Raw genomic sequence first — 19,163 nt, forward strand, 5'->3', positions numbered from 1 at the left:
CGCTCTAGCTGGACCCGGCCATCAGGTTGGTGCCAGGCGGCTGATCGGGGGCATGCCTTGCCCGGTGTCGCTGCGCGGTTCTTGTCGCCCTGGGCGCGACCGAGGTAGCGCCAGCCGCCGCCGCCGGGAATGTTGCCCAGCTTCTTCACATCCACGTGCAGCAGCGCCCCGGGCCGGTCGTGTTCGTAGCGGCGGACCGGTTCACCGGTGACCCGGTCGACGTGGGAGAGGCGGTGCAGCCGGCAGCGACGCAGCACCTGGTGGGCGGTGGAAGGCGCGACGCCGACGCGGGCGGCGATCTCCACCGGCCCCAGGCGCTGCTCCCAGCGCAGGTGCACGATCTGGCGCACCACCGACTGCGGGGTCCGGCGCGGGCTGCGATGCGGCCGTGAGCTGCGGTCGGCCATCCCTGCCTCGCCGGCCTGCCGGTAGCGCACCGCCCACCGGTTGGCCGTCGGCCAGGACACCTGGAACGCCGCTGCGGCTTGGCTGACCGGCCAGCCTTCGTCGACGATCAACCGCGCCAGCCTGAGTCGGTGGCGCGGAGTCAGCGCGGCATTAGCGTGGGACACGAGGACCTCCGGGTCGTGTACGTGGTCGCCTTCAGCAGCTCCACTCCACGTCCGGAGGTCCTCCCTCACAGGACCTTCTTCAGATCCTGTGATCACACGCCCTCGACCAACGTCTCCGGTCAGTACATCTAGTGAGAAACCCGGCGCAGGTGGCGCCCTTCTCGTCGGCCAAGACCTCGGAGTAGGCCAGCCGGGAGTGGTCATCGACCAGCGAGTGCACGTAGTCGTAGCCGACCCTCGTGGCCCGGTCACGGCTGGTGCTGCCGGCGGCGCGGCCGTGGGCTCGCCAGCCACCGCCGTCGGGGATGCGCCCGAGCTCCTTCACGTCCATGTGCACCAGCTCGCCGGGCCGGGACCGCTCGTAGCGGGTCGCGGTCGTCTTCGAGGAACGGATCACCTGCCCGGTCATCGGGTCCAGCGCGCACAGCCGAGGCCGCCCACGCCGGGCCAACACCCGGGACACCGTGCGGGCCGGCACACCCAACTCGGCGCCGATCCAGTCCGGCCCCCGGCGCTCCCGGTCCCGCAGCTCGATGATGCGCTCCTCGACCTCGACTGAGGTACGCGTCGGGGTGGTGTGCGGGCGGCTGGACCGATCGACCAGGCCGGTCTCGCCTTCAGCGGCGTGCCGGGCAATCCAGGTCCGCACGCACGTGCGCGAGACACCCATCGCTGCGGCGATGCGCGCCTGTCGCCAGCCGGCCCGGTGCCGGTCGACGATCAACTTGCGGCCGTGGACGGTCAGACGGGCATCACCGTGGGACACGAAGACCTCCGGGCGGATGTGGGCCTTCGACAAGCCACACCCCACTCGGAGGTTCTCCTGCGTTCGAGCCCGACCGCCGTCACCAACGTCCTGGCCGGGTACATCTAGCTGGTGCGGGTCACCACGTAGGTGCACAGGGCGGACAGCGCCTCGCGCACCGGCCCGTCGGGGACGGCGGCCAGGCGGGCGCGGGCCCGGTCGGCGTACTCCTCGGTGACGGCGGTGGCGCGGGCCAGCGAGGCCGAGCCGCGCAGCAGGTCGAGCGCCTCGGCGTGCGCCGCGTCGTCGACCACCGGGCCGGAGACCAGCTCGCGCAGCCGGGCCTCCGCCGGGTCGTCACCGGCGAGGGCGAACAGCACCGGCAGGGTCGCGACGCCCTCGCGCAGGTCGGTGCCGGGCGACTTCCCCGAGGAGCCGTCGGTGCTGACGATGTCCAGCAGGTCGTCCGACAGCTGGAAGGCGACGCCGACCTCCTCGCCGAATGCGGTCAGCGCGGCGACCAGCTCGGCGTCGGCTCCGGCGAAGGAGGCGCCGAACCGCGCGGAGGTGGCCACCAGCGAGCCGGTCTTGTCGGCCAGCACCGCCAGGTAGTGGGCGACCGGGTCCTCCCCCGGCTGGGCGCCGACGGTCTCGCGCAGCTGACCGGTGACCAGGCGCTCGAAGGTCTTGGCCTGCACCCGGACGGCCTCCGGGCCGAGGTCGGCGAGCAGATCGGAGGCGCGGGCGAAGAGGAAGTCGCCGGTGAGGATGGCGACGCTGTTGCCCCAGCGGCTGTTGGCGCTGGGGGCGCCGCGGCGCACGGACGCCTCGTCCATCACGTCGTCGTGGTACAGCGTGGCCAGGTGGGTCAGCTCGCAGACGACGGCGGACTCGACCACCCCCGCCGCGTCCGGATCGCCGAGCTGGGCGGCCAGCAGCGCGAGCATCGGCCGGAACCGCTTGCCCCCGGCGGCCATCAGGTGGCTCGCTGCCTCGTTGACGAAGGCGTTCTCGCTGGCCACCGCGGTGGTCAGCGCGTCCTCCACCTGGACCAGGCCGGCGGCCAGCGCGGCGCCGAGCTCACCCTCGGGCAGCCAGGGGCCGATCGTCGAGGCGGGGCTGGAGGGCCGGTGCCAGGCGGTCTCCCGCTGGGTGTCGTGCCCCCCGCCCCACGGGCTGGTGGTGCCGGCTCCGGTCATCAACAGCCGAAGATAGCTGCCGCCGGGCGGGCGCGGCGCACCGGGCGGCGCACCCGGCCCCGGGCGCCCGGTCAGCCGACCAGCACGGCGGCGGAGCCGGCCAGGTCCAGGACCGCGCCGGGGAGGACGCCGAGCACCAGGGTGGCGGCCGCGGTGAGGCCGAGGACGACGCTGGTCGGCAGCCCCGGCACGCCCACGGTCGGCCCGTCCGGCGCCGGCTCGGAGAAGTACATGAGCACCACGACCCGCAGGTAGAAGAACGCCGCCACCGCGCTGGTGAGCAGCGCCACCAGGGCCAGCGGCCAGGCGCCGTCGCCGATGGCGGCCCGGAAGACGGCGAACTTCCCGGTGAACCCGCTGGTGAGCGGGATGCCGGCGAGGGCCAGGAGGAAGAAGGTCATCAGCGCGGCCACCACCGGGGAGCGCTGCGCCAGGCCCGCCCACTGCGCGAGGTGGGTGGCCTCGCCGTCGCCGTCCCGGACCAGGGTGAGCAGCGCGAACGCGCCGAGGGTCATCAGCCCGTAGGTGAGCAGGTAGAACATCGTCGCGGCCAGGCCCGAGCCCTCCCCCGCCCCCAGGCCGATGACGCCGGTCAGCAGGAAGCCGGCGTGCGCCACCGAGGAGTAGGCGAGCATCCGCTTGAGGTCGGTCTGGGTGAGCCCGAGCACCGCGCCGACCACCATCGAGGCGATCGCCAGGCCGTAGACCAGCGGCCGCCATGCCCACACCTCGGTGCCGAACGCGACGTAGAGCACCCGCAGCACCGCGCCGAACGCGGCGACCTTGGTGGCCGCGGCCATGAAGGCGGTCACCGCGGTGGGAGCGCCCTGGTAGACGTCCGGCGTCCAGGTGTGGAACGGCGCGACGCTGGCCTTGAACATCAGCCCGACGACCAGCAGCCCGAGGCCGAGCACGAGCAGGGTGCCGGCGCCCTCACCGGCGACGGCGTCCCGGATCCCGGCGAGCCGGACCGTGCCGGTGGCGCCGTAGACCAGCGCCAGCCCGTAGAGGAAGAACGCGGAGGAGAAGGCACCGAGCAGGAAGTACTTCACCGCCGCCTCCTGGGACAGCAGCCGCCGGCGACGGGCCAGCCCGGCCATCAGGTACAGCGGCAGGCTGAGCACCTCCAGCGCCACGAACAGCAGCAGCAGGTCGTTGGCGGCGGTGAACAGCATCATCCCGCCGACGGCGAAGGAGGCCAGCGGGTAGACCTCGGTCTGCACCCGCTCGTCGGTGGCCAGCTGCCGGTCACGCACGCTGCCGGCGGGGACCGCGGCAGCGGCGACGAACGCCGAACGGGCCGGGTCCAGCGACCGCTCGGCGAACAGCAGCACCGACAGCGCGCCCAGGACGGCGATGGTGCCCTGCAGGAACAGCGCCATGCCGTCGACGGCGAGCGCCCCGGCGGCGGTGACCTCCCGGGTGCCGGCCAGCAGCAGGACGGCGACGAGGGCGCCGACCGTGCCGGCCAGCGCTAGCACGACCTGCACCGGCTGCCGCACCCGGCGGGGCACGAACGCCTCCACCAGCACACCGAGGCAGGCCGCCCCGAAGGTGAGCAGCAGCGGCGCGAGCGCCGCGAACGACAGGTCCGGTGCCGCGATCCCGCCCATCACTCCCCCTCGACGGCCGGCACGACGCCGTCCGGGTCGCCACCGACGTCGGCCACGGTCGCCTGGACCGCGGGCTCCACCAGGTCGATCAACGGCTGTGGGGCGAACCCGAGCACCAGGACCAGCGCCACCAGCGGGGCGACGACGGCCAGCTCCCGCCGGCTCAGGTCGGCCACCCGCATGGTGCGCGTGCGCTCCGGGGCGGTGAGCACCGCGGTGGCTCCGCCGCCGCCGTCGGGCACCGGCGGGACGGCCGTGCCGCCGTCGGGGTCCTCCACCAGCAGCACGCCCCGCGGCGGGCCGTGCATGGTGCGTTGGTAGACCAGCAGCACGTAGAGCGCGGCGAGGACGATGCCGACGGTGGCCAGGATCGTGAAGACCGGTCGTACCGGGAACGAGCCGATGAGCACCAGGAACTCGCTGACGAAGCTGTTGGTGCCCGGCAGCGCCAGCGACGCCAGGCCGGCGATCAGGAAGGCCCCGGCCAGCATCGGTGCCTTCCCCGCGACGCCGCCGTAGTCGGCGATGCGACGCGAGCCGCCGCGGCTGATCAGCATGCCGACCACCAGGAAGAGCAGCCCGGTCGCGATCCCGTGGTTGACCATGTAGAGCACCGCGCCGGTGACCGCCTCGGTGGTGAAGGCGAAGATGCCCAGCGCGATGAAGCCGAAGTGGGCGATCGAGGTGTAGGACACCAGTCGCTTCAGGTCGCTCTGCCCCATCGCCACCAGCGCCGCGTAGAGGATGCCGACGACGGCGAGCACCAGCACCACCGGCGCCAGGTCGCGGGAGGCGTCGGGGAACAGCGGCAGGCAGTAGCGCAGGAACCCGAAGGTGCCGACCTTGTCCAGCACGCCCACCAGCAGCACCGCCCCGCCGATCGGCGCCTCGGCGCCGGAGTCGGGCAGCCAGGTGTGGAAGGGCACCAGCGGCGCCTTGATGGCGAAGGCGACGAAGAACCCGGCGAACAGCAGCTTCTGCACGCCCGGGTCGATCTCCAGCTGGCGCAGCGCGTCGAAGGCGAAGGTGCCCTCGCCGAGCTGGGAGTTGCTCACCACGTACAGGCCGATGACGGCGGCGAGCATGACCAGCCCACCGAGCAGGCTGTAGAGGAAGAACTTCACCGCGGCGTACTGCCGGTTCGGTCCGCCGAAGCCCCCGATCAGGAAGTACATCGGGATGAGCATCGCCTCGAAGAAGACGTAGAAGAGGAAGACGTCGGTGGCGGCGAAGACGCCGACCAGCGTGGCCTCGAGCACCAGCAGCCAGGCCCAGAAGGTGCGCATCGACCGCCGTCCGGGGGCGACGTCCCGCCAGGAGGCGAGGACGACGACCGGGACCAGCACGCCGGTCAGCAGCAGCATCGCCAGCGCGATCCCGTCGACGCCGAGGGCGAAGTCGACGCCGAAGTCGGGGATCCAGGCGACCGAGGTGGTCAGCTGGAACCGGGGACCGGCGGTGTCGAAGGCGACGGTGGCCAGCACCGCGAGCGCCAGCACCACCAGGCTGGTGCCCAGCGCCAGCAGCCGGGCGAGGCCGGCGCGGGCGGTGGGCAGCGCGGCGACGACGGCCGCCCCCAGCGCGGGCACGGCGATCATCGCCAGCAGGTACGGGAACTCGGTCATCGGTCGCCCTCCAGGCCCGGTCCGCCGCTCACGCCGTCGTCACCGCCACCAGTGCTCCGGCGACCACGACCGCACCGCCGAGCACCCCCAGCGCGTAGCTGCGCACGAAACCGGTCTGCACCCGGCCCAGCCGCGACGACGAGCCGCCGAGCGCGGCGGCGGTGCCGTTGACCAGGCCGTCGACCCCGCGGTTGTCGAGGAAGACCAGGGCCCGGGTCAGCCAGATGCCCGGGCGCATGAGGAGGGTCTCGTTGACCGTGTCGGCGTAGAGCGCGCGCCGGGCGGCGGTGACCACCGGCGACACCCGGGCCGGCGCGGTGGTGGGCACCTCGCGGCGGCCGACGAGCAGCCACGCCGCGAGCACGCCGACCGCCATCACCGCGGTGACCACCAGCCCGACCACGGCCGGGGCGACGACGTGCGCCGCCTCCGCCGGCTCCCCGAACACCGGGGCCAGCCACTCGGCCAGCGGGAAGACCTGCACCAGCAGGAAGCCCGCGGCGACCGAGCCGACGGCGAGCAGCACCATCGGCGCGGTCATCGAGGCCGGCGCCTCGTGCGGGTGCACCCCGCGTTCCCAGCGGGCCCGGCCGAAGAAGGTCATCAGCATCAGCCGGGTCATGTAGAAGGCGGTGAGCCCGGCGCCGAGCACGGCGACCCCGCCCAGCAGCCAGCCCGACCAGCCGCCCCGGTCGAGGGCGGCCTCGATGATCGCGTCCTTGGTCCAGTAGCCGGACAGGAACGGGAAGCCGATCAGCGCCAGGTAGCCCAGGCCGAAGGTGACGAAGGTGACCGGCACCCGCCGGGCCAGCCCGCCGAAGCGGCGCATGTCGGTGCGGTCGCCCATCGCGTGCATCACCGAGCCGGCGCCGAGGAACAGCCCGGCCTTGAAGAAGCCGTGGGTGAGCAGGTGCGCGATGGCGGCGGCGTAGCCGACGGGGCCGAGGCCGACGGCGAGGAACATGTAGCCGATCTGGCTGACCGTGGAGTAGGCCAGCACCTTCTTGATGTCGTCCTGGGCGCAGCCGGCTATCGCCCCGATCAGCAGGGTGACCGCGCCGACGGCGAGCACCACGGTGCGGGCGGTGGGGGTGGCGTCGTAGATCGGGGCGCTGCGGGCGATCAGGTAGACCCCGGCGGTGACCATGGTGGCCGCGTGGATGAGCGCGGACACCGGGGTGGGGCCCTCCATCGCGTCGGGCAGCCAGGCCTGCAGCGGGAACTGGCCGGACTTGCCGCACGCGCCCAGCAGCAGGAGGAGCCCCAGGGCGGTGACCACGCCGCCGGCCAGTGCGCCGACCGAGCCGAGCACGCCGGCGTAGGACGTCGTCCCGAGCTGGGCGAACATCAGGAAGACCGCCAGCGCCAGGCCGACGTCGCCGACCCGGTTCATCACGAACGCCTTCTTCGCCGCGGTGGCCGCGGCCGGGCGGGTGTACCAGAAGGCGATGAGCAGGTAGGACGCCAGCCCGACCCCCTCCCAGCCGACGTAGAGGGCGACGTAGCTGTTGCCCAGCACCAGCAGCAGCATCGCGGCGACGAAGAGGTTCAGGTAGGCGAAGAACCGCCGCCGGCCGGGGTCGTGCGCCATGTAGCCGATCGAGTAGACGTGGATCAGCGCGCCCACGCCGGTGATCAGCAGCGCGAAGACCGCCGACAGCGGGTCGAGGAGCAGCCCGGCGGTGACGTCGAGGCTCCCGGTCTCGATGAACGTGTAGAGGTCGATGCTGGCGGCGTGCCCGGGCCGGTCGGTGAGCGCGAGGGTGCAGGCGACGGCGAGCGCGAACGCGACGGCCACGGTCGCCGTGCCCAGCAGGTGCCCCCAGCGGTCGGTGCGCCGGCCGCCGAGCAGCAGCACCGCGGCGCCGGCCAGCGGCAGCGCGATCAGCAGCCAGGCCACCGACAGCAGCCCGTCGACGGGCAGGGACACCGGCACGACCTCGTTCACCCTCGGCCCCGTTCCGCTCAGTACTTCAGGAGGTTGGCGTCGTCGACCGACGCCGAACGGCGGGTCCGGTAGATCGACATGATGATGGCCAGCCCGACGACCACCTCGGCGGCGGCGACGACCATCACGAACAGGGCGATGACCTGGCCCTCGACGGTGCCGTTGGCCCGGGCGAAGGTGATCAGGGTGAGGTTCACCGAGTTGAGCATCAGTTCGATGCACATGAAGACGACGATGGCGTTGCGCCGCACGAGCACCCCGACCGCGCCGATGGTGAACAGGATCGCCGCGAGCACGAGGTAGTTGGTGAGCGTCATCGCCGGTCCTCCCCGAGCGTGCCCAGCGCGGCGTCGGTGCCACCGGCGTGCGGCAGCCCCTCCCGCTCGATCCCGGTGCTGCCGGCCGGGGGCAGCGGGTCGACCGGCTGCGGGTCGACCCCGGTGAGCAGGGTGTCCGGCGCCGGGCGCCCGTCGGGCAGCCGGCCGGGCGCGGCGACGGAGTTGGCCCGCGCGTACACGCCGGGGCCGGGCAGCGTCTGCGGCCGGTCGGTGAGGAACCGGGCGCGGGAGAGCTCCTTCTGGCTGCGCCGGGTGCCGGGCTCCTTCTCGGCGTGGGTGAGCAGCAGCGCCCCCACCGCGGCCACGATGAGCAGTGCGCCGGTGACCTCGAACGCCAGCACGTAGCGGCCGTAGAGCACGCCGGCGATCGCCTCGACGTTGCCGGCGGCCGGTCCGCCCTCGGTGCCCTGCACCGCGGTGAGCCCGGTGACCGGCAGGTCCTGGGTGGCCCGGGCGATGCCGGCGCCCACCAGCGCGGCGAACCCGGCGCCCAGCACCAGGGCGGCCACCCGCTGCCCGCGGAGGGTCTCGACCACCGAGTCCGAGGAGTCCCGGCCGACGAGCATGAGCACGAAGAGGAACAGGATCATGATCGCGCCGGTGTAGACGATGATCTGCACCGCGCCGAGGAACGGCGCCTCCTGGACGACGTAGAAGACGCCCAGTACCAGCATCGTGGTGACCAGCCAGAGCGCGGAGTGAACCGCGTTGCGGGAGAGCACCATGCCCAGCGCCCCGGCCAGCGCGATCGGGGCGAGCAGCCAGAACACCACCGTCTCGGCGGTGCCCAGCCGGACGGCGGTGTCGGCCGCGGCCGCCAGCACGCTCATGCCCGCTCCCCCACCACCGGCTCGGCGGCCGACGACGCCTCCGGCTGGCGGACGTAGTAGTCCTGCTCGTCGGAGCCGAGCCGCATCGGGTGGGGAGGCTGCTCCATCCCCGGCAGCAGCGGCGCCATCAGCTGCTCCTTGGTGTAGATCAGCGCCTGCCGGTCGTCGTCGGCCAGCTCGAAGTCGTTGCTCATGGTCAGCGAGCGGGTGGGGCAGGCCTCGATGCAGAGCCCGCAGAAGATGCAGCGCAGGTAGTTGATCTGGTAGACGCGGCCGTACCGCTCGCCGGGTGAGTAGCGGGCGTCCTCGGTGTTGTCCCCGCCCTCGACGTAGATGGCGTCGGCCGGGCAGGCCCAGGCGCACAGCTCGCAGCCCACGCACTTCTCCAGGCCGTCGGGGTGCCGGTTGAGCACGTGCCGGCCGTGGTAGCGCGGCTTGGTCTGCTTCGGGACCTCCGGGTACTGCTCGGTCGTCACCTTCTTGAACATCGTGGCGAAGGTGACGCCGAACCCCTGGGCGGGGCCGGGCAACCAGCTGCGCCGGGCCGGGGTCGGGTCGCCCTGCCCGCTGCGCGGGGTCAGCTCGCCCCCGCTGGCGCCGTGCTCAGACATCGCCGTCCTCCTGCTCGGTGGGTGCGGTGCCGCGCCGGCCGGTGCCGACCACGGCGCCGGCGCCGACGGACTCCCGGCCGAGCCGCGGCGAGGGCGGCACCACCAGGTCCATGGGGGGCACCGGGAAGCCGCCGGCAGCCGCGTCCTGCCCGGTGGGGGGCAGCACCTGCGGTTCGGTGGGGTTGAGCGCGCCGGCCGCGGCGGCCCGGGCGGCCACCCGGGTGTCCCGGTTGCTGCGCCGCGAGGCGATGAGCAGCCCGCCCAGGATCAGCAGCGCGAGGGGCACGCCGGCGAGGACCGCGACCTGGCCGACGTCGAGCTCGGCCTCGCGGGCCACGGCGCGCAGCGTGGCGACGGCGAGGATCCAGACCAGCCCGACCGGGACGAGCACCTTCCAGCCGAAGCGCATGAACTGGTCGTAGCGGAGCCGGGGCAGCGTGCCGCGCAGCCAGACGAAGACGAACAGCGCGACGACGACCTTGGCCAGGAACCACAGCACCGGCCACCAGCCCGTGTTCGCGCCGTCCCAGATCGAGATCGGCCACGGCGCCCGCCAGCCGCCGAGGAAGAGCGTCGCCGCCAGCGCGGAGACGGTGACGATGTTGATGTACTCGGCCAGGAAGAACAGCGCGAACTTCAGCGACGAGTACTCGGTGTGGAAGCCGCCGACCAGCTCGCTCTCGGCCTCGGGGAGGTCGAACGGTGCCCGGTTGGTCTCCCCGACCACGGCGATCACGTAGATCACGAAGGAGACCGGCAGCAGCAGCCCGAACCAGCCGGGGCCGGTGACGCTGCCGCCGAATAGCGGGATCCCGTCGGCCTGGGCGGCGACGATCTCCGAGGTGGACATCGAGCCCGCGTAGAGGAACACCGCCACGATCGACAGGCCCATCGCGATCTCGTAGCTGACCATCTGGGCGGCGCTGCGCAGCGAGCCGAGCAGCGGGTAGGTCGACCCGGACGCCCAGCCGCCGAGCACGATGCCGTAAACGCCCATCGCCGAGCAGGCCAGCACGATGAGCACGCCGATCGGGGCGTCGGTGAGCTGCAGCGGCGTCCGCTCGCCGAAGATGCTCACCGTCGGGCCCAGCGGGATGACCGAGAACGCCAGGAAGGCCGGGATGGTGGCGATGACCGGGGCCAGGAAGTACACCGGCTTGTCGGCCAGCGCCGGCATGATGTCCTCCTTGAACGCCAGCTTCAGCCCGTCGGCGAGGCTCTGCAGGTAGCCGCGGGGGCCGACCCGGTTGGGGCCGATCCGCTGCTGCATCCGGGCGACGACCTTGCGCTCGAAGACGATGGCGAACAGCGTCATCAGGACCAGCACGGCGAAGATGCCGACGATCTTGATGAGCACGATCCACCAGACGTCGGACCCGAAGTCCTCCAGCGTCGGCTGGTCGGCGGCGGCGAACACGGTCATGCCTGGGCTCCCCGCAGGCTCGAGACGGACGTCGAGCCGCCCGGGGTGGGCGGCCCGGCCAGCCGGACGACGGCGCCGGGGCCCGCCCCGAGCTGGCTGCGCACCTCGCTGCCCGGCGAGCGCATCGGCAGCCAGACGACCCCGTCGGGCAGGTCGGCGATCCGCACCGGCAGGGTGACCGCCCCGGCCGGTCCGGTGACGGTGAGCGGGTCGCCGTCGGCGAGGCCCAGCCGGCCGGCGGCGTCCGCGCCCAGCCGGGCCGCCGGCGGACGGGCGGTGCCGGCCAGCGCCGGCTCGTCCCGCTGCAGCGTGCCGACGTCGAGCAGCTGCCGCCAGGACGCGAGCACGGCCTGGTCGTCGGCCAGCTCCGGCAGCGGCGCCGGCGCCACGTCCCGCACCGCCGCGGCCGGCGCCTGCGCGGCGCCACCCAGGGCCATCAGCTCGGCCCGGACCTCGCTGACCGAGCCCAACCGCAGGTCCAGCCCCAGGTGCTCGGCCACCCCCTGCAGCACCCGGCCGTCGCTGAGCTGGCCGGTGCCGTGCAGCGTCGCGTCGAACGGGCGCACCCGCCCCTCCCAGTCCAGGTAGGCGCCGGCCTTCTCCGGCGCCGCGGCGACCGGCAGGACGACGTCGGCGTGCGCGGTGACCGCGGAGGGGAAGAGCTCCAGACTGACCACGAAGCCCGCGGCGGCCAGCGCCTGCTCGGCCAGCAGCGGGTCGGGCAGGTCGGCGGGGTCCACGCCCCCGACGAGCAGGCCGGACAGGGCGCCGTCCCGTGCGGCGGTGAGGATGCCGGTGAGGTCACGGCCCGGGGTGGCCGGGACGTCGGCGCCCCAGCGCTGGGCCACGGCGGCCCGGTCGGCGGCGCTGGCCACGGTGCGGCCGCCGGGCAGCAGCGTGGGCAGCGCGCCCACCTCGACCGCGCCGCGCTCCCCCGCCCGGCGCGGCACCCAGCCGATCCGGGCCCCGGTCTCACCGGCGAGCGCGGTCAGCGCGGTGAACGCGCCGGGTGCCTCGGCCAGCCGCTCGCCGGCCAGCACGACCGCGCCGGGCCGGAACAGCGCCGCCGCCACCTCGGCCAGGACGCCGTCCACGGGGTGGGCGGTGAGGTCGCGCAGCAGCCGGGCCTCCTGGCCGGGGACCGTCGGCAGCACGGTGGCCCGCAGCTTCTCCGCGGCGCGGGTGGCGAAGGGGGCGACGTCGAACACCCGCAGGCCCGCCGTGCGGACCGCCCGGCGCAGCCTCAGGAAGACGATCGGCGACTCCTCCTCCGGCTCGAAGCCGACCAGCAGCACCACGGGCGCCGCGGCCAGGTCGTCGTAGGTGACCGCGCCGGCGCCGGGGCCGGTGCCGGCGACGTGCGTGGCCAGGAAGTCGAGCTCCTCGGCGGAATGGGCGCGGGCGCGGGCGTCGACGTCGTTGGTGCCCAGCGCGACCCGGGCGAACGTGGCGTACGCGTAGGCGTCCTCGACGGTGAGCCGGCCGCCGGGCAGCACGCCCACCCCGCCGGCCTGCCGGGCCCGCCGGAGCCCCTCGGCCGCGGCGGCCCACGCCTCCGGCCAGGACGCCGGTTGCAGCTCCCCGTCCCGGCGCACCAGCGGCGTCATCAGCCGCTCGTTGCTGCTGGCGTAGCGGAACGCGTAGCGGCCCTTGTCGCAGTTCCACTCCTGGTTGACCGCCGGGTCCTCACCGGCGAGCCGGCGGGTGACCGTGCCGCGCCGGTAGTCGGTGCGCTGGGCGCAGCCGCTGGCGCAGTGCTCGCAGACGCTGGGCTCGCTGCGCAGGTCGAAGGGGCGGGCGCGGAACCGGTAGGTGGCGCTGGTGAGCGCGCCGACCGGGCAGATCTGGGTGGTGTTGCCGGAGAAGTAGGACTCGAACGGCTCGTCCTCGTAGATCGCCACCTGCTCCAGGGCGCCGCGCTCGAACAGCTCGATGAACGGGTCACCGGCGACCTGCTGGCTGAACCGGGTGCAGCGGGCGCACAGCACGCAGCGTTCCCGGTCGAGCAGCACCTGGGAGCTGATCGGCAGCGGCTTGGGGTAGGTCCGCTTGGTCTCGACGAACCGGGACTCGGCGCGGCCGTTGCTCATCGCCTGGTTCTGCAGCGGGCACTCCCCGCCCTTGTCGCAGACCGGGCAGTCCAGCGGGTGGTTGACCAGCAGCAGCTCCATGGTGCCCTGCTGGGCCTTGTCGGCGACCGGGCTGCTCAGCTGGGTCTGCACCACCATGTCCGGGGCCACCGGCGTGGTGCAGGAGGCGACCGGCTTGCGCTGGCCCTCGACCTCGACCAGGCACTGCCGGCAGGCGCCGATCGGGTCCAGCAGCGGGTGGTCGCAGAACCGCGGGATCTGCACGCCGATCATCTCGGCGGCCCGGATGATCAGCGTGCCCTTGGGCACCGCGACCGGGAAGCCGTCGATGGTGCAGTGCACGGCGTCGGGTGGGGTGTGCGGGCCGGGGGCGCCCGGTGGCAGCGCCGGCGCGGGCTCGGGGGTGGCCGGGGTGAGGGTCATGACGCTGCTCCGACGGGCTCGAGCCGCAGCGACCGGCCGAGGCGGGCCTGCTCCTCGGCAGGCAGCAGCGCGACGTAGTCGTCCTTGAAGTACTTCAGCGAGCTGGCGATGCAGCTGGTGGCGCCGTCGCCGAGGGCGCAGAACGAGCGGCCCAGGATGTTGTCGCAGGTGTCGGTGAGCAGGTCCAGGTCGGCGGCCCGGCCCTCCCCGCGCACCAGCCGGTCCAGGATCTGGACCAGCCAGTAGGTGCCCTCCCGGCACGGGGTGCACTTGCCGCAGCTCTCGTGCGCGTAGAACTCGGTGAACCGCAGCGTCGCCTCGACGATGGAGTCGGTCTCGTCGAAGACCATCAGCGCGGTGGTGCCGAGCATCGAGCCGGCCTTCGCCACCGAGTCGAAGTCCAGCGGGACGTCGAGGTGCTCGGGGGTGAAGTAGGGGGTGGAGGAGCCGCCCGGCGTCCAGAACTTCAGCCGGTGCCCGGGGCGGACACCGCCGGCCATCTCCAGCAGCTCGCGCATCGTCGTCCCCATCGGGGCCTCGTACTGGCCAGGGCGCACCACGCGACCGGACAGCGAGTAGATCTTCGGCCCGGGTGACTTCTCCGGGCCGAAGTGCTTGAACCACTCCGCGCCGCCGCGCACCACGTACGGCACGGTGGCCAGCGTCTCCACGTTGTTGATCACCGTCGGGGAGCCGTAGAGGCCGGCGACGGCGGGGAACGGGGGCTTGAGCCGGGGCTGCCCGCGGTAGCCCTCCAGGGAGTCCAGCAGCGCGGTCTCCTCGCCGCAGATGTAGGCCCCGGCACCCGCGTGCACGACCAGCTCCAGGTCGTACCCGGTGTCCAGCACGTTCCGGCCGAGGTAGCCGGCGGCGTACGCCTCCTGGACGGCGGCCATCAGCCGGCGGTGGGCGTGCACCGCCTCCCCGCGCACGTAGATGACGGCGAAGTGCGAGCGGATCGCGTAGGCGGTGATGATCACCCCCTCCACCAGGGAGTGCGGGTCGGCCATCATCAGCGGGACGTCCTTGCAGGTGCCCGGCTCGCCCTCGTCGGCGTTGACCACCAGGTACTTCGGCGCCGCCGCCGGGCCGGTGGGCTCCTCCCCGGGCTTGGGCTGCGGGATGAAGCTCCACTTCATGCCGGTGGGGAAGCCGGCGCCGCCGCGGCCACGCAGCCCGGAGTCCTTGACCAGCGCGACGACGTCGTCCGGGGCCATCGCCAGCGCCTGCCGCAGCGCGCGGTAGCCGTCGAGCCGTTCGTAGGTGTCCAGCGTCCAGGAGCGGGGCGCGTCGAACCGGGCCGTGAGGACGGGGGTCAGGGGCATCTCAGGCCTCCCGCTCGATCGAGCTCTGCTGGCCGGCGCCGGTGCCGGTCGGCGGGGTGTCGGTGCCCTCGCGACCGCGCTCGGCCGGTTGGCGGCCGGCGGGCTCGGGGGTGTCCGGGTGGTGCTGCGCGGTGCCGGCCCGCTCGGCGGGGGTGTCGGCGGAGGCGACGGCGGTGTCGGCGGCCTGCTCGCTCGCCGTCTCCCCGGTGCCGGCCGCGGGTTCGACGTCCGGCTCGGGGGCGGCCTCGGGCTCGGGGTGCCGCAGCGGCGGCGCGGCCTCGCCGCGGTCGGCGGCCAGCCGGACGCCGGCCAGGGTGGGTGCCCCGGTGGAGGGCGCGTCGACGGCGGCCCGCTCGGCGGCGAGGTCGGCGTGCTGGCTGAGGCCGGCCAGCTGGCGGGAGATGCCGCGGAAGTCGGTGAGCGGGGCGCCCCGGGTCGGCGGCGGCTTCTCCCCGCGGCGCAGCGCGGCGACCAGCTCCCGGGCCGACTCGACGTCCTGCTGGTCGTAGAACTCGTAGTCGACGGTGACCACCGGTGCGTAGTCGCAGGCGGCCAGGCACTCGGCGTGCTCCAGGGTGACCGAGCCGTCGGCGGCGGTCTGGTCGTGGCCGACGCCGAGGTCGGCTGCGACCGCGTCGTAGATGCGCTGCCCGCCGAGGACGGCGCACAGCGTGTTGGTGCAGACGCTGACCAGGTGCCGGCCGGTCGGGTGCCGCTTGTACATCGTGTAGAAGGTCGCGACCGCACCGACCTCGGCCTTGGTCAGCCCGAGCAGCCGGGCGCAGAAGCCGACGCCCTCCGGGGAGACGTAGCCCTGCACCGACTGGACCAGGTGCAGCATCGGCAGCAGCGCGGAGCGGGCCTGCGGGTAGCGGGCCATGATCTGGCGCGCCTCCGCCTCGGTCCGCGCGGTCAGCGGCGGCAGGTCCGGGGCGGCGGGCTCGACCGGGCTGGAGTCCAGCCCGGTGACCGCGGTGCCCTCCTGCGAGCCGGGAAGGGCGCTCACCGGTCCACACCCCCCATCACCGGGTCGATCGAGGCGATCGCGGCGATGACGTCGGCGATCATCCCGCCCTCGCTCATCGCCGCTGTGGCCTGCAGGTTCACGAAGCTGGGGTCGCGGACGTGCACCCGGAACGGGCGGGTGCCGCCGTCGCTGACCACGTGGTAGCCGAGCTCGCCGCGGGGGCTCTCGATCGGCACGTAGACCTGGCCGGCGGGCACCCGGAAGCCCTCGGTGACCAGCTTGAAGTGGTGGATCAGGGCCTCCATCGACTGGCCCATGATGTGCCGGACGTGGTCCAGGGAGTTGCCGAGCCCGTCGGCGCCCAGCGACAGCTGCGCGGGCCAGGCGATCTTCTTGTCCTCGACCATCACCGGGCCGGGCTCCAGCCGGTCCAGCGCCTGGGCGATGATCTTGAGCGACTCGTTCACCTCGCTCATCCGCACCAGGTAGCGGCCCCAGGCGTCGCAGGTGTCGGCCGTCGCCACCTCGAAGTCGTAGGTCTCGTAGCCCAGGTAGGGCTCGACCTTCCGCAGGTCCCACGGCAGCCCGGCGGCCCGCAGCACGGGCCCGGTGACGCCGAGGGCGACGCAGCCGGTCACGTCGAGGTAGCCGGCGTCCTTGAGCCGGCGCTGCCAGATCGGCTGGCCGGTGAGCAGGCGGTGGAATCCGGCGACCCGCTCGGGCATGACCTGCAGGAACTCGCGGATCCGGCCCTCCACGCCCTCGGGGAGGTCCTGGGCGAGGCCGCCGGGGCGGATGTAGGCGTGGTTCATCCGCAGCCCGGTGATCTCCTCGAGCAGGTCGAGGACCAGCTCCCGCTCGCGGAAGCCGTTGGTCATCCCGGTGAGCGCGCCCATCTCCATGCCGAAGGTGGCCAGCGCGACGAGGTGGGAGGCGATCCGGTTGAGCTCCATGACCAGCACGCGGATCGTCTGGGCCCGGGGCGGGGCCTCGATGCCGAGCAGCTTCTCCACGGCGAGGCAGTAGCCGGCCTCGTTGAACAGCGGGGACAGGTAGTCCATCCGCGTGACCAGCGTCGTCCCCTGCACCCAGGTGCGGTACTCGGTGGTCTTCTCGATGCCGGTGTGCAGGTAGCCGATGACGACGCGGGCCTTGGTGACCGTCTCGCCCTCGAGGTCGAGCACCAGGCGGAGCACCCCGTGCGTGGAGGGGTGCTGCGGGCCCATGTTGACCACGAGCCGCTCGTCCTCGTGCGGGTCGGTGCCGAAGGTCTGGTCCCAGTCGCCGCCGGTGACCGTGTAGACCCGGCCCTCGGTGGTCTCCCGCGACCCGGCGTAGGGGTCCTGGGTGGTCGTCATCGGTAGCTCCGCCGCTCGTCGGGGGGCGGGATCGTCGCGCCGTGGTACTCCACCGGCACGCCGCCCAGCGGGTAGTCCTTGCGCTGCGGGTGGCCGTCCCAGTCGTCGGGCATGAGGATCCGGGTCAGCCCCGGGTGGCCGTCGAAGACGACGCCGAACATGTCCCAGACCTCCCGCTCGTGCCAGTCCGCGGTCGGGTAGACACCGGTGACCGAGGGGACGTGCGGGTCCTCGGCCGTCACCGCCACCTCCAGCCGGATCCGGCGGCGGTAGGTCATCGAGGTCAGGTGGTGGACGACGTGCAGCCGGGGGCGCCCGGGCGAGACCTCCGGACCACCGCTGTCGAGGTAGTCGACGCCGGAGACGCCGGAGAGCAGCTCGAACCGCAGCGCCTCGTCGTCCCGCAGGGCGCGGACGAAGGTCAGCAGGTGCTCGCGCCGGAGGAACCAGGTGATCTCGCCGCGGTCGACCAGCACCCGCTGGACGGCGGCGTCGTAGGTGGCCTGCCCGACCGCGTCGACGAGCGCGTCGGCGACCTCGTCGAACCAGCCGCCGTAGGGGCGCTCGGTGGAGTGCAGGGCGACGGCGCCGCCGGGCTCGACCCGGACCAGGCCACCGAAGCCGGAGGTGTCGCCGCTGCCGGTGACGCCGAAGGCGCCCTTGCGGAATCCCCCGCCCGGTGCCGTCGCGGCCCCGAAGCCCGCTTCGTCGCTCACCGGCGCGCTCCCGGCTCGGCGCCGGGCAGGGCGACGGCGTTGCCACCGCGCTGCTCGATGGCGAACTGGCCGGTGCGGCCCGCAGCTGCGGCCTGCTCGTAGGCGCGCCGCTGCTCCTTGTCGACCCGCACGCTGGAGGGCATCTCGAGGTGCAGGTCGGGGGCGGTGCCGTCGGCACGGGCGGCGGCCAGCTCCCGGGCCCGCTTGGCGCCCAGCGGCTGGTGGGAGATCTTGTGGTGCAGCTTGAGGATCGCGTCGGTGAGCATCTCCGGCCGCGGCGGGCAGCCGGGCAGGTACATGTCGACGGGGACGACGTGGTCGACGCCCTGCACGATCGCGTAGTTGTTGAACATCCCGCCGGAGCTGGCGCAGACGCCCATCGCCAGCACGTACCGCGGCTCGGGCATCTGGTCGTAGATCTGGCGCAGGACCGGGGCCATCTTCTGGCTCACCCGGCCGGCGACGATCATCAGGTCGGCCTGGCGCGGGGAGGCGCGGAAGACCTCCATGCCGAAGCGGGCCAGGTCGTAGCGGCCGGCGCCCGACGCCATCATCTCGATCGCGCAGCAGGCCAACCCGAAGGTGGCCGGCCACAGCGAGGACTTGCGGGTCCAGTTGACCAGCTTCTCGACGCTGGTCAGCAGCACGCCGCTGGGCAGCTTCTCCTCCAGGCCCACGTCAGCGGCCCCCGTTCCGGATCGGTGTCAGTCCCATTCCAGGCCTCCGCGGCGCCACTCGTAGGCGAAGGCGATGAAGACGGTGCCGATGAACAGGGCCATCGCGCCGAGACCCCACAGGCCCAGCGCGTCGTTGGCGACCGCCCACGGGTAGAGGAAGACGATCTCGATGTCGAAGACGATGAACAACATCGCGGTCAGGTAGTACTTCACCGGGAAGCGGCCCCCGGTGAGCGGCTGGTCGACCGGCTCGATGCCGCACTCGTAGGCCTGCAGCTTCGCCCGGTTGAAGCGGCGCGGGCCGACGAACGGCGCGACGGTGACCGAGAAGACCGCGAAGCCCGCGGCGAGGACGAACAGGCCGACGAGCGGCGCGTAGGTCGACAACATCAGCGACCGCCCCCCTGCCGCGTGCGACGGGCACGCGCCGGGGCGGTCTCGCGTGTGCACCTCACTGTGCGGACCACGGCGACGACCTCTCCTCGCCCGGCGGATCGGGCGAACGCTTGTGAACTACTTCACAAAGTCGATCGATCGAAGCCTATGACAGACGGACGCCGGAACACCAGGACATTCGGTGACCGACTTCACACCTCGCGTCGAGACTGGCCGGGCCGCGCAGCGGCGCCGTCACAGCGGCCGACGCAGGACCGACCACCCCGCGCACAGTCGTGCTCTGCCCACCCCCGGTGGGCAGAGCACG

At 73.5% G+C, this 19,163-nt stretch carries 15 protein-coding genes and 2 pseudogenes; all 17 read right to left on the reverse strand.

The features are described from left to right. Window positions 1-56: 56 nt before the first annotated feature. A pseudogene (locus ACI795_RS15490) lies at window positions 57-572 on the reverse strand (helix-turn-helix domain-containing protein); the annotation flags it as partial. 127 nt (window positions 573-699) lie between these two features. Then, window positions 700-1,338: pseudogene (locus tag ACI795_RS15495) on the reverse strand (leucine zipper domain-containing protein); the annotation flags it as partial. Between the two features lie 104 nt (window positions 1,339-1,442). Beyond that, window positions 1,443-2,516: a polyprenyl synthetase family protein gene (locus ACI795_RS15500; protein WP_457076430.1), complete on the reverse strand. Its 1,074-nt coding sequence runs from the start codon at window positions 2,514-2,516 to the stop codon at window positions 1,443-1,445. A gap of 71 nt (window positions 2,517-2,587) precedes the next feature. Beyond that, window positions 2,588-4,129 carry an NADH-quinone oxidoreductase subunit NuoN gene (gene nuoN / locus ACI795_RS15505; protein ID WP_457076431.1) on the reverse strand — a complete coding sequence of 514 codons (1,542 nt, stop codon included), beginning with the start codon at window positions 4,127-4,129 and terminating at the stop codon, window positions 2,588-2,590. After that, the gene (locus tag ACI795_RS15510) at window positions 4,129-5,754 is read right to left on the reverse strand and encodes an NADH-quinone oxidoreductase subunit M (RefSeq protein WP_457076432.1); all 1,626 of its coding nucleotides are present in this window, start codon (window positions 5,752-5,754) and stop codon (window positions 4,129-4,131) included. Before ACI795_RS15510 ends, nuoN begins: the two co-directional genes overlap by 1 nt. Window positions 5,755-5,782: 28 nt before the next feature. Beyond that, window positions 5,783-7,684 carry an NADH-quinone oxidoreductase subunit L gene (nuoL, locus tag ACI795_RS15515; protein WP_457076433.1) on the reverse strand — a complete coding sequence of 634 codons (1,902 nt, stop codon included), beginning with the start codon at window positions 7,682-7,684 and terminating at the stop codon, window positions 5,783-5,785. A 35-nt stretch (window positions 7,685-7,719) separates the two neighbouring features. After that, complete coding sequence (nuoK, locus tag ACI795_RS15520) at window positions 7,720-8,019, reverse strand: NADH-quinone oxidoreductase subunit NuoK (protein ID WP_457076434.1); 300 nt, start codon at window positions 8,017-8,019, stop codon at window positions 7,720-7,722. Further along, window positions 8,016-8,870, reverse strand: a complete 855-nt coding sequence (locus ACI795_RS15525) for an NADH-quinone oxidoreductase subunit J (RefSeq protein WP_457076435.1) — start codon at window positions 8,868-8,870, stop codon at window positions 8,016-8,018. The genes nuoK and ACI795_RS15525 overlap by 4 nt, the downstream gene beginning before the upstream one ends. Further along, window positions 8,867-9,481: an NADH-quinone oxidoreductase subunit NuoI gene (gene nuoI / locus ACI795_RS15530; protein ID WP_457076436.1), complete on the reverse strand. Its 615-nt coding sequence runs from the start codon at window positions 9,479-9,481 to the stop codon at window positions 8,867-8,869. The genes ACI795_RS15525 and nuoI overlap by 4 nt, the downstream gene beginning before the upstream one ends. Then, window positions 9,474-10,904: an NADH-quinone oxidoreductase subunit NuoH gene (gene nuoH, locus ACI795_RS15535; RefSeq protein ID WP_457076437.1), complete on the reverse strand. Its 1,431-nt coding sequence runs from the start codon at window positions 10,902-10,904 to the stop codon at window positions 9,474-9,476. The genes nuoI and nuoH overlap by 8 nt, the downstream gene beginning before the upstream one ends. Next, window positions 10,901-13,417 carry an NADH-quinone oxidoreductase subunit G gene (locus ACI795_RS15540; protein ID WP_457076438.1) on the reverse strand — a complete coding sequence of 839 codons (2,517 nt, stop codon included), beginning with the start codon at window positions 13,415-13,417 and terminating at the stop codon, window positions 10,901-10,903. The genes nuoH and ACI795_RS15540 overlap by 4 nt, the downstream gene beginning before the upstream one ends. After that, window positions 13,414-14,742, reverse strand: coding sequence for an NADH-quinone oxidoreductase subunit NuoF (nuoF, locus tag ACI795_RS15545; protein WP_457076439.1), 1,329 nt, complete (start codon window positions 14,740-14,742; stop codon window positions 13,414-13,416). The genes ACI795_RS15540 and nuoF overlap by 4 nt, the downstream gene beginning before the upstream one ends. A gap of 1 nt (window position 14,743) precedes the next feature. Further along, a complete protein-coding gene (nuoE, locus tag ACI795_RS15550; RefSeq protein ID WP_457076440.1) occupies window positions 14,744-15,748 on the reverse strand; it encodes an NADH-quinone oxidoreductase subunit NuoE in 1,005 nt (334 codons plus the stop codon). Next, window positions 15,745-17,067, reverse strand: coding sequence for an NADH-quinone oxidoreductase subunit D (locus ACI795_RS15555; RefSeq protein ID WP_457076441.1), 1,323 nt, complete (start codon window positions 17,065-17,067; stop codon window positions 15,745-15,747). The genes nuoE and ACI795_RS15555 overlap by 4 nt, the downstream gene beginning before the upstream one ends. Continuing rightward, window positions 17,064-17,783, reverse strand: coding sequence for an NADH-quinone oxidoreductase subunit C (locus tag ACI795_RS15560; RefSeq protein ID WP_457076442.1), 720 nt, complete (start codon window positions 17,781-17,783; stop codon window positions 17,064-17,066). Before ACI795_RS15560 ends, ACI795_RS15555 begins: the two co-directional genes overlap by 4 nt. Beyond that, entirely contained in the window at window positions 17,780-18,460 is a 681-nt protein-coding gene (locus tag ACI795_RS15565; RefSeq protein WP_457076443.1) for a NuoB/complex I 20 kDa subunit family protein, read from the reverse strand. The genes ACI795_RS15560 and ACI795_RS15565 overlap by 4 nt, the downstream gene beginning before the upstream one ends. 27 nt (window positions 18,461-18,487) lie before the next feature. Continuing rightward, on the reverse strand, window positions 18,488-18,850 hold the full coding sequence (locus ACI795_RS15570) for an NADH-quinone oxidoreductase subunit A (RefSeq protein ID WP_457076444.1): 363 nt from the start codon (window positions 18,848-18,850) through the stop codon (window positions 18,488-18,490). Window positions 18,851-19,163 lie beyond the last annotated feature (313 nt).

Source organism: Modestobacter sp. SYSU DS0290, assembly GCF_054050955.1.

Coding starts and splice junctions, on each gene's coding strand:
- ACI795_RS15500 (WP_457076430.1), bottom strand. CDS start 2,516: ATGACCGGAGCCGGCACCACCAGCCCGTGGGGCGGGGGGCACGACACC.
- nuoN (WP_457076431.1), bottom strand. CDS start 4,129: ATGGGCGGGATCGCGGCACCGGACCTGTCGTTCGCGGCGCTCGCGCCG.
- ACI795_RS15510 (WP_457076432.1), bottom strand. CDS start 5,754: ATGACCGAGTTCCCGTACCTGCTGGCGATGATCGCCGTGCCCGCGCTG.
- nuoK (WP_457076434.1), bottom strand. CDS start 8,019: ATGACGCTCACCAACTACCTCGTGCTCGCGGCGATCCTGTTCACCATC.
- ACI795_RS15525 (WP_457076435.1), bottom strand. CDS start 8,870: ATGAGCGTGCTGGCGGCCGCGGCCGACACCGCCGTCCGGCTGGGCACC.
- nuoI (WP_457076436.1), bottom strand. CDS start 9,481: ATGTCTGAGCACGGCGCCAGCGGGGGCGAGCTGACCCCGCGCAGCGGG.
- nuoH (WP_457076437.1), bottom strand. CDS start 10,904: ATGACCGTGTTCGCCGCCGCCGACCAGCCGACGCTGGAGGACTTCGGG.
- ACI795_RS15540 (WP_457076438.1), bottom strand. CDS start 13,417: ATGACCCTCACCCCGGCCACCCCCGAGCCCGCGCCGGCGCTGCCACCG.
- nuoF (WP_457076439.1), bottom strand. CDS start 14,742: ATGCCCCTGACCCCCGTCCTCACGGCCCGGTTCGACGCGCCCCGCTCC.
- ACI795_RS15555 (WP_457076441.1), bottom strand. CDS start 17,067: ATGACGACCACCCAGGACCCCTACGCCGGGTCGCGGGAGACCACCGAG.
- ACI795_RS15570 (WP_457076444.1), bottom strand. CDS start 18,850: ATGTTGTCGACCTACGCGCCGCTCGTCGGCCTGTTCGTCCTCGCCGCG.